This is a genomic window from Roseimicrobium sp. ORNL1, assembly GCF_011044495.1.
In the GTDB taxonomy this organism is placed as follows: Bacteria; Verrucomicrobiota; Verrucomicrobiia; order Verrucomicrobiales; family Verrucomicrobiaceae; genus Roseimicrobium.
On sequence record NZ_CP049143.1, the window covers coordinates 5,520,551 to 5,535,817 of the forward strand.

The window sequence follows — 15,267 nt, forward strand, 5'->3', positions numbered from 1 at the left end:
CAGGTTGCCCTTGCAAATAACTTGTGGTGCGGGGCAAACCACATAAAGCTGCCCCTGTTTCGGAATTTATTGCTAGCCTATGACCAAAGAAGGAATTGCCATCATCGGAGTCGGTTGCCGTTTTCCAGGTAAAGTGGATGACGTAGAGTCCTACTGGAAACTACTGGCCGAGGGCCGTGAAGCTGTGGTGGAGGTTCCTGCCGATCGTTGGAATGCTGATCGGTATTACGACGAGGAACCCGGCCTGGTTGGAAAATCTATTGCAAAGCGCGGTGGATTTATCGACGGCCTCGATCAGTACGACCCCCAGTTTTTCGGGATCTCTCCACGTGAAGCCCCCTACATCGACCCCCAGCAGCGTCTGCTTTTGGAGACGGCATGGGAGGCGATTGAAGACGCCGGCATCGTGCTGGACCTGGAGAAGGGCACGGACATCGCCGTGTACATGGGTGTCTCCCACAATGACTACCAGATCATCCAGGGCACGCCTTGGGATTCGGCAGGCATCAGCCCCCACTCTCCCACGGGAAGCGCACACAGCATTGCGGCAAACCGCATTTCTTACAGCCTGAACCTGCTCGGACCGAGCGTGGCGATGGACACCGCCTGCTCCTCCGCCCTTACGGCAGTGCACGCCGCGTGCGAGCACATCTGGACGAATCGCGGTGACGTGGCCATGGCCGGCGGCGTGACCATCATGGTCACCCCTGGCGGCTTCATCGGCTTCTCCCAGGCCGGCATGCTCTCTCCAGACGGCCACTGCAAGGCCTTCGCCGCTGAGGCCAATGGCTTCGTGCGTGGTGAAGGCGCCGGCGTGGTGCTCATGAAGCGCCTCTCGCAGGCCATCAAGGATGGCGACCCCATCCACGCAGTAGTCATCGGCACGTCCTTGAACCAGGACGGCCACACGAACGGCATCTCCCTTCCCAGCCCGGAAGCCCAGGCCCGCCTCGTGCGTGACGCCTGCAAGGACGCTGGCGTGGATCCCAAGAACATCGGTTTCGTGGAAGCTCACGGCACCGGTACCGCCGTTGGTGACCCCATCGAAGCGACCGCTCTCGCCAATGCTCTCTGCGTGGATCGCCCCGCAGACCAGCCGCTGCCCATCGGCTCGGTGAAGACCAACCTTGGTCACCTTGAAACCGCTGCTGGCGTCGCTGGCCTCGTCAAGGCCCTGCTCGTGCTGAAGCACCGCCAGATCCCTGCGAGCCTGCACTTCGAGAACCCGAGCACGCACATCGATTTCGAAGCACTCAAGCTTCGCGTTCCGACCTCCATGGAAGCCTTCCCGGCTCCTGCGGATGGACCGCGCATGGTTGGTGTGAACTCCTTCGGTTTCGGCGGCGCCAATGCGCACGTGATCCTCGCGGAAGCTCCCCACACCACCCAGCGTGAGTATCTCGAAGTCCCCGAAGGCCGCTCCTGGCCGGTGACCATTTCGGCACGTTCGGAAGAATCCCTTCGCGCCACGGCTGAACGCCTCGGTGCCTGGCTGACCTCCAAGGCGAATGCCAATGGCAGCAGCCCTGTCCTGCCCGACCTGACCTACACCCTGGGTGCTCGTCGCAATCACCACCAGTACCGCGCGACGGTGGTGGCGAATTCCATCAATGACTTGATCGAAGAACTCAATGGCTTCGCCACCGGCACCCCCGGACCGAAGCTGCAGAGCGTCTTCACTCCCCGTCCTGAAACAGCGCCACGCGTCGGCTTTGTGCTGAGCGGCCAGGGTCCCCAGTGGTGGGGCATGGGCCGTGAGCTCATGAAGTATGAGCCAGTGTTCCGTCAGATGATGGAACGCTGCGATGCAGCGATGCGTCCCTGGGCTCGCTTTGGCCTTCTCGAAGAGCTCGCCAAGTCCGAGTCTGACTCCCAAGTCATGCGCACCGAAGTGGGCCAGCCGGCCATCTTCGCGATGCAGGTATCCCTTTGCGCCCTCTGGAAGTCCTGGGGTGTAGAGCCCGCAGCCATCGTGGGCCACTCCGTCGGTGAAATCGCCGCCGCCTGCGTGGCTGGCATCTTCAGCGTGGAAGACGGCGCACGTATCATCGTCCAGCGCGCGCGCTTCATGGAAGAATGCGCCAAGGGTGACGGCACCATGCTCGCCGTGGGCATGACCGAGGAAGACGCTCGCGCGCTCATCGCTCGTCATGACCGCACCGTGACCATCGCGGCCTTCAATGGTCCGAAGTCGCTGACCCTCGCGGGCAACGCGGCCTCGCTGACCAAGATGATGAATGAGCTCGAGGAGCAGGGCGTCTTCGCCCGCCTCGTGAAGGTGGACCATCCCTTCCACCACCCGCTCATGCAGCCTGCTTCGGAAGCGCTCGAGAAGGCGCTCGCCGAACTCAAGCCGCTGCCGGACACCGTTCCCTTCTTCAGCACCGTCACGGGTGACCGCTGCGCCGGTGACTCCTGCGATGCCACCCACTGGGGCAAGGGCATCCGCCAGTCGGTGCGCTTCGCACCTGCCGTGGACGCCATGGCCGACTTCGGTGTGGACGTGTGGCTGGAAATCAGCTCGCACCCCGCTCTGGCCCGCAACATTCAGGAGTGCCTCGGCGCCCGCAATATCAAGGCCCCCGTGCTCTCCTCCGTCCGTCGTGAGAAAGAGCATGAGACCATCCTCGACACCGTGACGGGTCTCCATCGCGCTGCGGTCGAGCTCGACTTCGCGGCGATGACGCCCTCCCGCCGTCAGCTCTCCCTCCCCTCCTATGCGTGGGACAAGGCCCGCTGGTGGAGTGAGTCCCCCGACTGGCGCGACGGTCGTCTCATGAGCGGTGGACGCGGCATGCTGGACATCCGACTGCCCCGTGCCACTCCGACCTGGGTTGCCCGCCTCGACAACCGCCACATGGCCTACCTCAAGGACCACAAGGTCGAGAGCCATGTCATCTTCCCGGCCGCCGGCTTCATCGAGCTTATCCTCGAAGCAGGTGCCCAGTACTTCGAAGGCCGCCCGTTCGTGGTGGAAGACTTCGAAATCCGCAAGCCGCTGATCCTTCCGGACTCCACCGCGGGTCTGCAGATCGAAATCACCTACGAAACCGGCGAGCGCACCTTCTCCATCCAGAGCAAGTTTGAAAACGCCGCCTCCTGGTCAGTGCACGTGGTCGGCTCGATGCGCGGTGAGCGTACGGAAACCGCCTTCGCCCACACCAAGTGGGAAGACGTGAAGCCGAAGGACCTGCCTGCGCAGGATCTCAGCGGATTCTACCAGCACATGAGCGACATGGGCCTTCGCTACGGCGAGGAGTTCCGTGGCGTGAAGGAACTCGCCGCCGCCGGTGGCGTGTCCCATGGCAAGGTGGCCCTCACCGAGGAGTCCGCCAAGCGCGCTGGCGAATACCAGCTCCACCCCGTCCTCATGGACGCCGCCCTGCACGTATTCTCCGCAGGCGCGAAGACGGTGGAAAGCCGCAAGGCCAAGCTCAAGCTCCCGGTGCGCTTCCAGCGCATCCTTTTCCTCCGCTCGCCCGGCGCCTCCAGCCAGGTCCGCGCCAGCGTGACGGGCTTCAACGACGACTACCTCGAAGGCGAACTCGGCCTCTACGATGAAGCAGGCCAACCCTGCGTGCTCGTGGACGGCTTCCGCGCCATCGCTGTGGCCGGCGCCCGCCGCTCCGGCACCCCTGGTGGCCAGCGCGACCTTGTTTATCAGGTCGCCTGGGAACGCACCAATCCCTCCAGCGCTGAGCCGAGCACTTCAGGTGCCCCGCTTCCGCTGGTACAGCTTCAGAAGGCCGCAGGCGCCGCGCTTGACCAGGTCGTCGAAGCACGTGGCAAGAAGAAGCTTGAAGAAGCACTCGCTGCTGGTGACGAACTCGCCGCCGCGAACCTCGCCCGTGGTCTCCAGAGCATGGGTGTGAAGAGCGCCATCGACGCCAAGAAACTGAAAATCGACGAGGCACTCATGCCTGTCTTCGGCGCCCTGATGACGGGCCTGGAGCGGCGCGGCCTCATCCAGAAGGAAGGCGCGATCTACAAGACCACGCCGCTCTTCAAGAAGGCTGCCAGCAACGCAACGCCCATCCTTCGCAAGTACATCGAGAACAACCCCGGTCACCTCTCGGAAGGCCTGATCAACCACGCGACGTGTGCCGAACTCGGCCCCATCCTCCGTGGTGAGAAGGAAGCCGTGCAGGTGCTCTTCTCCGGCGCAGGTGCAGAACACCTCGACCAGTTCTACGGTGACGGCCTCTACACCAGCCAGTGGCTCGCCGCCATCGCAGCAGCCCTTCAGGAAGCCTCCAACGCCCTTCCCGAAGGCCGTGGCCTGCGCATCCTGGAAATCGGTGCCGGTACCGGCGGTCTCGCCTCCTACCTGCTCCCGCTCCTTGAGCGCGGTCTGCACACCTACACCTTCACGGACATCTCCGCGGGCTTCTTCCCCGGAGCCATGCAGAAGCTGGCCGGATTCCCCGAAGTGGAGTGCAAGATCTTCGACCTCGAAAAGTCCCCTGCCGAGCAGGGTCTCGACGTCGGCAGCTACGACTTCGTCATCGGCACGAACTGCGTGCACGCCGTGAGCGATGTCACCAACTCCCTGCGCCATGTGCATGACCTGCTCGCCCCTGGCGGCAGCCTCATCTTCATGGACACGGGCTCCCCGATGCTGTGGACCGAGTCTACTTTCGGTCTCACGAGCGGCTGGTGGAGATTCGCCGACCGCGAACTTCGCCCCGAGCAGCCGCTCATCGAGCGCGCCCAGTGGGAGAAGGTCATCAAGTCCGCCGGCTACGCCGAAACCGCCTCCCTCGCGGGCCTCACCGGTCCGCGTGGTGGTGAAGGCCAGATCCTCCTCTTCGGCCGCAAGGCTTCCGAGAAGGCCGCTGCCCCCACGACCGAAGCGCCCGCCGAAGAAGCTACTCTGGAGTCCTCCTGGCTGCTCTACGCCGACAAGGGTGGCTTCGCTGAGAAGCTCGCCACGAAGCTCCGCGAAGGCGGTGCCCGCGTGCGTCTCGCCTACAAGGGCGACAGCTACAGCGCCGATGGTGACAAGTTCACCCTCCGTGCGGAAGCCGGTGAAGACTGGAAGACCCTTCTCGAAACCGTCACGAAGGACACCGCGCCTGAGCGCAGCGTGTACTTCTGGACGCTCGATGAACCCGCCAAGCCCAGCAATGCCGACGAAGTCATCGCCGGGACCGATGCGCTGCTGCACCTCTCCCATGCGGAAGATGCCGTGCGCCCTGCCGTGAAGAGCCGTTTCGACCTCGTGACCCGCGGCGCCCAGCCGATCGGTCGCGACAACGCCGCCACCACCGTGGTGCAGGCTCCCCTCATCGGCATGGTACGTGTGTTCAACAACGAACACCCGGACATCACCTGCAAGGCCATCGACCTCCCGACCGTCGCCTCCGACGCGGATGTGGACCTTCTTATCAGCGAACTGAAGCGTACCGATGTGGAGCGCGAAGTCGCCTTCCGTGGCGAAGCCCGCTACGTGCAGCGCCTCGATCGTGGCCGCCCTGTCAAAGAGCAGTGGTTGCAGAAGACCGTCCCGCTGCGTCTTGAGTCCCGCGAACGCGGTCACCTCGACACGCTGCGCTTCACGCCGTTTGAAAACCCGCCCTGCGAAGCAGACCAGGTGGTCATCGACACTCGTGCCGCCGGCATGAACTTCCGTGACGTGCTCAAGGCACTCGCCCTCTATCCGGGTGAAGCTCCGGATGCCCGCATCTTCGGTGACGAAGTGGGCGGCATCATCACCCAGGTGGGTGAGAACGTGAAGCACCTGAAGGTGGGCGACCGCGCGTATGGTCTGGCCGTATTCGGCCTGTCCACGCAGACGCTGGCCCGCGGCTGCGACGTGCTGCCGATTCCTGCAGGTCTCTCCTTCGAAGAAGCGGCAACCATCCCGGTGGTCTTCATGACCTCCTGGCACTCACTGAAGAACGTGGCCCGCATGCGCAAGGGTGAGACCATCCTGGTCCACGCTGGCGCTGGTGGCGTCGGCATGGCGGCGATTCAGATCGCGCACCACCTCGGTTGCAAGGTCATCGCCACCGCCGGTAGTGCCTCCAAGCGCGCGCTGCTCGAAACAATGGGCGTGGCCCACGTCATCGACTCCCGTCGTGGCGACTTCGTGGATGCGGTGATGAACCTCACCAACCGCCGTGGTGTCGACGTCGTGATCAACGCTCTCGCGGCTGAAGCCATCCCGATGGGCATGGCCTGCCTTGCGGAGTTCGGTCGCTTCATCGAAATCGGCAAGCGCGACATCTATCAGAACTCGCGCATCCCGCTGTGGCCGCTGCGCCGCAACGCGTCCTTCCACGTCGTGGCCATGGACGCTGTGTTCTCCGGCGACGGTGAACTTGCCCGTCAGCTCCTCGGTGAGGTGAACAAGCTCGTCGAAAAGGGCGCGCTGCATCCCCTTCCCTTCCGCTCCTTCCCCGCATGCCGCGTGGACGCCGCCTTCCGCCAGATGGCGCAGGGCAAGCACATCGGCAAGGTGGTGGTTTCCTTCCCCGAAGCCTTTGTACCGCGCCGTGGTGAAGCCCCTGTGCCCGCCTTCGACGTGAAGTCGAACGGCAGCTACGTCATTACCGGAGCCTTCGGTGGCTTCGGCAAGGTGCTCGCGAACTGGCTCGTGCAAGCCGGTGCCCGCCACCTCACGCTCAGCAGCCGCAGCGGCATCAAGTCGCCGGGTGCACAGGAGTTCGTGGATGACCTCACCGCCCGTGGTGTGACGGTCAAAGCCATCGCCGCAGACGTGGGCTCGCCCGCGGATGTGCAGCGCCTCATCAGCGAAAGCCATTCCGAAGAAACTCCCATCAAGGGTGTGTTCCACCTCGCGATGGTCATCGACGACGCCCCGCTCGCCGCGCTTACCCGCGAGCGCATGCAGTCCGTGCTGACGCCCAAGGCGTTCGGCGGCTGGCTGCTGCACGAGGCGACCGCGAAGATGGACCTCGATGCCTTTGTGATGTTCTCCTCCGTGTCGAGCATCTTCGGCAACCCCGCGCAGGCCAACTACGCGGCCGCCAATGCCTTCCTCGACTCCCTCGCCCATCATCGCCGCTCGCTCGGTCTTCCCGCACTCACCATCAACTGGGGTGTGCTGGGTGGCGAAGGCTACGTGGCCCGCAATGAGAAGGTCGCTGAGTTCCTGGCCCGCCAGGGTACAGCTGCCCTCACTCCGGGTGAAGTGGTCACTCTTCTCGAGTCCTTCCTCGTGGCAGGTTCCGCCCAGGGCGTGGCCATCCGCGTGGATTGGAACAAGTGGCGTCAATCCTTCCGCAACATGCAGGAGAACCCGCTGCTTGAGCGCATCTTTGCCTCCGGCCTTGAAGGTGGTGAATCCAGCAGCGGTGGCAGCGACTGGCGTCTCAAGATCGAATCCGCCTCCGCGGACGAGAAAGAGGGCGTCATCGGCGAAGCCGTTCGTGACGTGGTGGGTGGTGTGCTTCGCGTGAAGCCCGACACCCTGCGCAACGACCAGCCGCTCACGGACCTCGGCCTTGACTCGCTCATGGGCGTGGAAATCGAGAACTCGCTGGAAAGCGCCATCGGTGTGGCCCTTCCGCCCACCAGCCTCATGCGTGCACGTACCATCGGCCAGATCGTCTCCCTCATCGCAGAACGCGTGGGTGGGGCCAAGGCCGCCGGTGCTCCGGCCGCTGCAGCAGCACCCGCTGCTGAGCCCGTGGCCGCGCCTGTGGAAGATGTGGACCTGGATGCCATCTCGGATGACGACCTTGACCGGTTGCTCGGAGATGACGATGACACCGCGGAAGCCACCACCGCCGCGAAGCCATCCGCCTAAGCCAGCCGTTCGCTTCATTCCCGCATGTCAGGAGAAAAACGTGCCCGGCTGAAACAGATGCTGGAGAGCGGAGAAATCCGCCTCCAGCCCCTATCCTTCCCACAGCGTGAGCTGTGGGAGACCACGCCGGTGCCGGTCGGCGATCCGGCGAGTCACATCTGCAGCGTGATCTACGTGCGCGGCAGCCTGCCGCCGGAACTGTGCCGTGCCAGCATCCAGCGGGTGGTGGAACGGCAGGACGCCCTGCGCATCACCTTCCTGCCCGGCAAGGACAGAACCTTGCAAATGGTGCGCAACACCGGCGAGGCGAACTTCAAGGTTCGCGAACTGACGCCTGAGCAGCGCTCCGACGAGGCCATCGAGGAGATCATCCAGGAAATCGTCCTGGAGCCCTTCGACCTGATGCACGGGCCGCTCTACCGGGTGGAGATGTTGCGCCGCAGCGCGGATGAGTTGCTCCTCGTTTTCGCAATTCATCACTCTGTCGCAGACGGATGGACCCTCGGCGTGTTCGTACAGGACCTCTGTGCTGCCTACGTCCAGGAACTCATGGGACTGTCCGAACCCATGCCTCCCGTCCCCATGTCCTACGCGGCGTGGGATGCTGCGGAGCGCGCTTTCTGGACGCCCGCTGAAGTGGAACGGTGCGCCTCCTTCTGGAAGCCGAAACTTGAAGGTGCACCCCGTTTGTGGAGCCCTCCTTCATCGCCGTCTCACACGGGGCCGCTGCAGCGCTGGGTGACGCACATTCCTGCAGAGCTGACCAGCGCGGTACGCGAAGTCGTGCGGAAGACGCACGCCACGCTCTTCAGCACGCTGCTGACCGTTTTCCAAATCACCCTGCATAAGTGGACCAAGGTGGGTGACATCACCGTGGGCACGCCGTTTGCGAATCGCAACCGTGCGGGCGTGAAGGAAACCATGGGCTACGTCGCCGGCGTGGTGCCGCTGCGTGGTCAGGTGGATGGCGAGCAGCGTTTCATCGACGCCCTGCGCGCGGTGCATGAAACGACGATGGACTCGTTCGCCAATTTCATGCCCTTCGCGGAACTCGCGGCTGCAATGCAGGACAAGCCTGCACCGGGACACAACCCCATTTTCGACGTTCGCTTCGCGTTGCAGAACCACCCCGTGCCGGATGTGAATTTGCCCGGCATGTCAGTAAAACTACGTATGCGCTCGACGGGTACAGCAAGATTTGACCTGGGATGCGAAGTAACTGAGGAGAACGAGACCCTTGAGATCGTATGGCTCTCACGCGCCTCGTTGTTCACTCATGCCGAGGTTGAAAGCCTGAACACCCTGTACCAGAATGTGCTCGCGGAAGCCTGTCGCTCACCAGAGGACCGCATTGCCAACTTCAAATCCTAGTCTGAACTGACTGAAGCAGCAATGGAAGCCACGACTCAAGCCCCCGCACCAGCTCCTGCTGAAAATCCCCTCTTTGAGCCACACGAACCGCATTGGGTGAGCCGTGCGGCGTTTCCCATCATGGTGGGCCTGCTTGCCCTGAATTTGGGCGCGCTGTTCGCCGCGTTGTATCACAACAACTACTGGCTCGTGGTGCCCCTGGCACTTACCGCCAGCCACCTGATGCACGGCAACCTCATCGGCTTCCATGAGGCGTCCCACGGCATGCTGCGGAAGAGCCGGTTCCTCAATGACCTTGATGGCGTCTTCATCGGCTTCCTCAGCTTCATGAGCTTCACGCTGTATCGCGCGGCGCATCAGACGCACCATGCGCACCTCGGCCTGCAGCGCGATGAGGAACTCTGGCCCTTCAACGACCCCCAGTCGCCGCGCTGGTTCCGCCGTCTCATGGCGTTCACCGAGCTGTTCTTCGGCCTTTTCCACACGCCCGCCATGTTCCTCAGGACGTTCTGGCGGAAGAATTCGCCCATCCGCAGCAAGAAGGTGCGCCGCCGCATCTGGATGGAGCTTTTTGGCATTGTCGCCTTCCATGCCGCGCTACTCACCACAGCGGCTCTCACGGGGGGGTGGAAGTACTGGCTGTGGATGTATTTCATTCCTGGCTTCATCGCGGGCAATCTCCAGAGCTGGCGCAAGTACGTGGAGCACGTGGGTCTGACCGGCTCCACCATCCGCAGCGCTACGCGCAGCATCATCGCGGACACGTGGACCGGAAAGTTCATGTCCTTCACGCTGCTTCATGAGCCCTTCCATGGTGTGCATCACCAGCGCGCCGGATTGCCTCACGCGGAGCTGCCGATCTACCAGAGGGATCTGTATCCTACCAACGACGAGGAATTGGAGCCGTTCCGTAGCTACTCGCACGCGATCGGTCACCTCATCACCTGCCTGTACGATCCAAAAGTGGGCGCGCAATGGCGTGGTGTGCAGGGGGCAAAGACGGCCGTGGCGACGAGGTAGAGGGTCGTTTTCGCGGGCAGGAGAAGAGAATTCAGAAGCTGACGCGAAGCGTCCTTGGACTGCGCGCGGCCTGCTGCCGCTTTCCTCAAGTGCAGCCTGCTGCACGCTTCACCGCGACGAAGTCGCCAAGTTCTTCGGAAGTGTTGCCTTACAAGCGAGTATCGCCATCGCCACAGCAGGCTGTGGACTCTTCAAAGCGGTAGCAGGCTGCGCGCAGTCCAAGGCCTTCGGCTTCACTTCCGTCCCCCAACAGCTAGGGCAGGCCTGAACCCTGGCTGCCATCTCTTCTTGCAACAGCACTGGCGCACTCCAGCCACCGCATTTGGGAAAGGCGATTCCAAGGAGTAAGCCCGATGCCTTTGAACCTTCGCGGCTCCTGTTGCCACGAACGGTTGCGGGGGCACGGGCTTGCTAAAACCGCCCTCAAACCCACCGAAAGGATCCCCCCATGAAAACCCATTGGTCAGCCATTGCCTGCGCTCTCGGCATGGTCACATTTTTTAACTGGAGCAACATCGCCCTCGCACAAACCGTCGTTGCAGATGTCACCACCGGCAGCGGCATCATCACCGACTACGTCCCCGGCGGCGAAGCCATCATCGTACGAGGAGAATCCAGCTCCACGCCGATCCGTTATGCCCTGACAGAAAGGACGACGTTTATCGATGAAACCGGCGCACCCGTGCTGGCAGAGAAGATTACCTCTGGCATGCCAATCACCGTGCACTACGTGCGCGACGGAGACCGCATGCTTGCCTCCCGTGTCGTCGTCCGCAGAACGATGAGCACACCCGTGGCCGCCTCCACCACCGCGGGTGGTGTGATCACCAACTTCACCCCTGGTGCGCGATTGATCGTTCGCTCGGAAACTGCCGAGCCTCTCACCTATGCGGTGAGCGGAAGCACCACGTACGTGGATGACGCAGGCACTCCCATCGCAGTGGAGCGAATCGCTCCCGGAGCACCGGTGACCGTGCACTACGTACGCGAAGGTGATCACCTGGTGGCTTCGCGTGTGATCGTCGCAAGACCTGCGGCTGTGGTGTCACCTCCCCCGGTGATTCGACAAACAACTACCACGACCACTACCAAGTCCGACGACGACGATGATGACAATAATTGATGCATTCAGCCGCCCTTTTACCCACCAGAAGCCCCTCGTTGGGGCTTCTCCGGTGCCAATTTCGTTGAACAGGGCGCTGGCGTGCGAATCAATTCAAGTTGCACGATTTCTCCCCCCGTCGAGGATTCCCCAATCAGCCGCACAAAAGTTTAACTGCATGAAAGCCAGCTTCCTTTCGCCCGTCCGGTCCATCCTGTTCGGCGCCGCCATCGCCACTCTGGCCGCCTTCACCCCACCGTCTGCCAGCGCCCAGGAAGGCGGCATCACGGCCAAGGAACTCGCCTCCAGATTGAGCGCGCAGCAGCAGGATGGAAACACCTTCATCCGCCTGAAAATGGTCACCGGCGGCAACGCCCTGCAGGTGCAAATCAAGTCCCGCAAATCCGCCTCGTCCACCGAGGTGGTGTATCAGATCCTATTTCCCAAGGAACAAAAGGGCACCGGCGTGCTCCTGCGCAGCAGCGGCAGTGGCGCGAGCTTTACTCCGCCGGACAAGCTGACCACCATTGAGGCCGGGCAGATGAAGCAGCCGCTCTTCGGCAGCGCCCTCAACTATGAAGATGTGGTGCAGAACTTCTTCGCCTGGGAGAACCAGTCCTTTGCCGGCACGGAGACCATCGACAAAGTGGAGTGCCACATCCTGGAGTCCAAGGGCGGCAAGGGCTCCTACTCCAAGGTGCGCTCATGGATCGACCTGCGTCGCATGGTCCCCATGCGTGTGGAGAAATATTCCTCCTCCGGTGAAGTCGCTCTGCGCATCGACACCACTGACGTGGTTCAGAACGATGGAAAGCACATCCCCGCTAATCTCTCCGCGCGCCGTGGTTCCACGGTCACCGAACTCGACGGCTCACGCATCAAACGTGGTGTAAGCTTCACGGATGCAGATTTTTCACCGGAAGGACTGAAAAATATCAGCGCTCCACGCGGCGGAGACTGAACACACTCAGTCCCAAGTGGTCACATTCTCTTCCCTGATTCACTCCTAAGTTTTGCTCCATGCCTGCGACAGCGACCGACGGCTCAACCAACAACATCGTTTTCGAGGCCAAGGGCCTGAAAAAAAGCTATGACGGAGGCCATGTCCTCGCCCTGCGAGGCGTGGATCTGCAAATCAGGGAAGGAGAATTTGTCGCCATCACGGGACCGAGCGGTTGTGGCAAAAGTACCCTGCTGCAATTGCTGGGCTCCTTCGTGACGCCCACGGAAGGCAGCCTCACTTTTCGCGGCAAGTCGATTCCGGATATGAAGGATGCCTCACACTACCGGTCGCACGACATCGGTTTTGTATTCCAGGCCTTCCATCTGCTTCCCACCTTCACGGTGCTTGAGAATGTGCAGATCCCGATGTTCGAAGGGGCGCTCTCTGTAGCGGAGCGCACGGACCGTGCGAAGGAACTCCTCACCTCTGTTGGCCTCGGACACCGCCTCACGCACTTCCCTTCAGAACTCTCCGGTGGCGAGCGGCAGCGCGTGGCCATCGCACGCGGTCTGGCGAATGGTCCTTCTGTGGTGCTCGCGGATGAACCCACCGGCAATCTCGACAGCGAGAATGCCAAACAGATTCTTGAGCTGCTCATGAAGCTGCACTCGGAACGCAAAGTGACTCTCACGCTGGTGACTCATGATCCGTCCATTGCTGAAATGGCTGGCCGCACCATCCGCATGAAGGATGGCCGCGTGCTCTCTGATGGCACCTCCTCTGCTCCGACCGCCTAAACACTCGTCATGACCTTTTTTACCATCGTTCGTCGCGGCCTGACCCGCCGTCCCATCCGCACCGGTCTCACCCTCGCGGGCATCGCCATCGGCATTGCTGCCGTGGTCGCACTGGTGGGCATGTCCGGCGGTTATGAAAAGAGCATCAAGGAGCAGCTCGACAGCATTGGCATCGACATGATCGTCAGCAACATGAGCGGATCGGTGAACCCGAAGGTGTTCGACGAAAAGCTCGAGGATGAAGTCGCCAAGATTCCCAAGGTCGCGGAGACCACCACCGTACTCATGCAGATGATCAGCGTGGAGAGCATGGACATGGTGATGGTATCGGGACGTGAGTGGGGCGGATTCACCTGGGGCAAGCTCAAGGTCACGGAAGGCCGGATGCCGAAGGACGCCAACGAAATGGCCGTGGTACTGGGCGTCACCGTCGCCGATGCCATGGGGAAGAAGGTGGGTGACACCGTGCAGATCGAAAGTGAAGAGCTCGCCGTGGTGGGCATCGTCTCCGGCGGATCCGTTGTGGAGAACGGAGCCATCATCCTCTCGCTTCCGGTGCTGCAGAAGGTCACGCAGAATGAAGGCAAGGTAAACTTCGTGGACCTGCGCTTCGAGCCCGGCGTGACGGCACAGGACGTGGACCACATCGCCGCCGAGGTGAAGAAGATTTTCCCCCAGGGTCGCGCTCTGCGTGCCCAGGATGTGGTGCAGTCCAGCCAGGGATTCAAGGTGGTGCGCGCCATGAGCTGGAGCACTTCCACGCTGGCAATCATCGTGGGTGTCTTCGGCGTGATGAACACGATGCTCATGACCGTGTTCGAGCGCACGCATGAGATCGGCATTCTTCTGGCCGTGGGTTGGAAGAAGAACCGCGTCATGAAAATGGTACTCTGCGAATCCGCACTCTTGGGCTTCCTGGGAGGCGTGGTCGGTGTGGCCCTCGGTGCGCTGGCGGTGAGAATCATGGAACGCATGCCCACCGTGCGTGGTCTGCTGGAGCCGGATCTCAGCCCGCAGCTGATGCTGCTCTCTGTGGCCATCGCCGTGGTGGTGGGATTGATCAGCGGCTTGTACCCCTCGTGGCGCGCCTCGCGCATGTCTCCCGCCGTGGCCATCCAGGGCTAGTCGGAACGACGAACCAGTTTTCGCTTATGAAGCATCTGAAGCCCATGGAAGCGGTGGCCGCGCTCTACGCGAGCGGGAACGAGGCGGATTCGGAAGCCATCGTGGCGAGCCTGAGCTGTACGATTTTCGGCACGCACGGGTTGGAACCCGCGCGCCCCGCCAAGAAGATTCTTGCGTCGGTCTCTCACCGCGTCCTGAGCTGGACCACCAGAACCACGAAGTCGCAGACCGCGGACGGCTCCGTGGCTACGAAGTACAGCAATCGCATTCTCGAGCGCTCCGGCCACGGCTATGCGCATGCGCTCATGGGATCCAGCAGCCACACGACGGAGTCGCTGGTGGAGGGTGGCGACCCCATGAACAGCCAGTACATGATGATCTGCCCGGAGATTCGCAAGAACTGTGAAGTCTGGGATCGTCTCTTCCTGGATTCCGTCCAGGCGAAGGACGTGCGCCTACGCATGGTGTGGGAAACACTCGCCACCTATGACGAAGCCAAGCGCCGCCTCGATGAAGGAAACCCGGTCCGCATGAAAGCGGTGGCCGCTGGCACGGGTCTCAGCATGATCCTGGCGTACGACAAGCTCGTGCGCGATGGCATCGACCCCGCCCGCATCGTGGCCGAAATCACTGACCGCGATCAGGCCAACATCGACAAGGCCAACCGCTTGATGGACAAGCTGCCGACCACCCGGGAACGGCACAGCAGTCCCGGTAGTGGCAGGGGCATCTCCGCAAAGGCTGAGGATATTTTCATGGACCGCGCGGAGGACGCGATGGCCACCTATGATGTAGTGACGGCCATCGGCATCCTGGAGTATTTCCACGGCCACACCTACACCACCACAGAGGAGTGCATGGGCATGCAGCCCCCGCCCGATGCGGCCTCAGCGCTGGATCTTGTGCACCGGTTGCACCACCTCACCGCGGAAGGCGGCAGCGCGATTGTAAACACCTACCGCCGGAATGCGGCCACGCGCCTCTTGGAGGTCTTCGGCAGACGCTTCGACTACCGCAATCGCGACAACCTGAAAGCACTGATGGAGACCGCCGGCTTCAAGCTGGAAAAACACATGGGCGCCGGACATGTGTACGACGTGGAGGTTTACTCCAAGTCACCCCTCGCAGTCTAAAG

General features: G+C 62.3%; 8 protein-coding genes. All 8 read left to right on the plus strand.

Features of this window, described 5'->3' with window-relative positions:
- Window positions 1-79 precede the first annotated feature (79 nt).
- The 8 genes from G5S37_RS22295 to G5S37_RS22330 all read left to right on the plus strand — a co-directional run bounded on the left by G5S37_RS22295 (window position 80) and on the right by G5S37_RS22330 (window position 15,265).
- Window positions 80-7,774, plus strand: coding sequence for a type I polyketide synthase (locus G5S37_RS22295; RefSeq protein WP_165206793.1), 7,695 nt, complete (start codon window positions 80-82; stop codon window positions 7,772-7,774).
- A gap of 24 nt (window positions 7,775-7,798) precedes the next feature.
- Window positions 7,799-9,145: a condensation domain-containing protein gene (locus G5S37_RS22300; RefSeq protein WP_165206794.1), complete on the plus strand. Its 1,347-nt coding sequence runs from the start codon at window positions 7,799-7,801 to the stop codon at window positions 9,143-9,145.
- Window positions 9,146-9,166: 21 nt separating this feature from the next.
- Window positions 9,167-10,165 (plus strand): fatty acid desaturase, encoded by a 999-nt coding sequence (locus G5S37_RS22305; RefSeq protein WP_165206796.1) that lies wholly within the window; start codon window positions 9,167-9,169, stop codon window positions 10,163-10,165.
- 448 nt (window positions 10,166-10,613) lie between these two features.
- Window positions 10,614-11,288: a hypothetical protein gene (locus G5S37_RS22310; RefSeq protein ID WP_165206797.1), complete on the plus strand. Its 675-nt coding sequence runs from the start codon at window positions 10,614-10,616 to the stop codon at window positions 11,286-11,288.
- Window positions 11,289-11,445: 157 nt separating this feature from the next.
- Entirely contained in the window at window positions 11,446-12,228 is a 783-nt protein-coding gene (locus tag G5S37_RS22315; protein ID WP_165206799.1) for an outer membrane lipoprotein-sorting protein, read from the plus strand.
- A gap of 59 nt (window positions 12,229-12,287) precedes the next feature.
- Window positions 12,288-13,007, plus strand: coding sequence for an ABC transporter ATP-binding protein (locus G5S37_RS22320; protein ID WP_165206801.1), 720 nt, complete (start codon window positions 12,288-12,290; stop codon window positions 13,005-13,007).
- A 9-nt stretch (window positions 13,008-13,016) separates the two neighbouring features.
- On the plus strand, window positions 13,017-14,132 hold the full coding sequence (locus G5S37_RS22325) for an FtsX-like permease family protein (protein ID WP_165206802.1): 1,116 nt from the start codon (window positions 13,017-13,019) through the stop codon (window positions 14,130-14,132).
- Between the two features lie 26 nt (window positions 14,133-14,158).
- Window positions 14,159-15,265 carry a hypothetical protein gene (locus G5S37_RS22330; protein ID WP_165206804.1) on the plus strand — a complete coding sequence of 369 codons (1,107 nt, stop codon included), beginning with the start codon at window positions 14,159-14,161 and terminating at the stop codon, window positions 15,263-15,265.
- Window positions 15,266-15,267: the final 2 nt, after the last annotated feature.

Coding starts and splice junctions, on each gene's coding strand:
- G5S37_RS22295 (WP_165206793.1), top strand. CDS start 80: ATGACCAAAGAAGGAATTGCCATCATCGGAGTCGGTTGCCGTTTTCCA.
- G5S37_RS22300 (WP_165206794.1), top strand. CDS start 7,799: ATGTCAGGAGAAAAACGTGCCCGGCTGAAACAGATGCTGGAGAGCGGA.
- G5S37_RS22305 (WP_165206796.1), top strand. CDS start 9,167: ATGGAAGCCACGACTCAAGCCCCCGCACCAGCTCCTGCTGAAAATCCC.
- G5S37_RS22310 (WP_165206797.1), top strand. CDS start 10,614: ATGAAAACCCATTGGTCAGCCATTGCCTGCGCTCTCGGCATGGTCACA.
- G5S37_RS22315 (WP_165206799.1), top strand. CDS start 11,446: ATGAAAGCCAGCTTCCTTTCGCCCGTCCGGTCCATCCTGTTCGGCGCC.
- G5S37_RS22320 (WP_165206801.1), top strand. CDS start 12,288: ATGCCTGCGACAGCGACCGACGGCTCAACCAACAACATCGTTTTCGAG.
- G5S37_RS22325 (WP_165206802.1), top strand. CDS start 13,017: ATGACCTTTTTTACCATCGTTCGTCGCGGCCTGACCCGCCGTCCCATC.
- G5S37_RS22330 (WP_165206804.1), top strand. CDS start 14,159: ATGAAGCATCTGAAGCCCATGGAAGCGGTGGCCGCGCTCTACGCGAGC.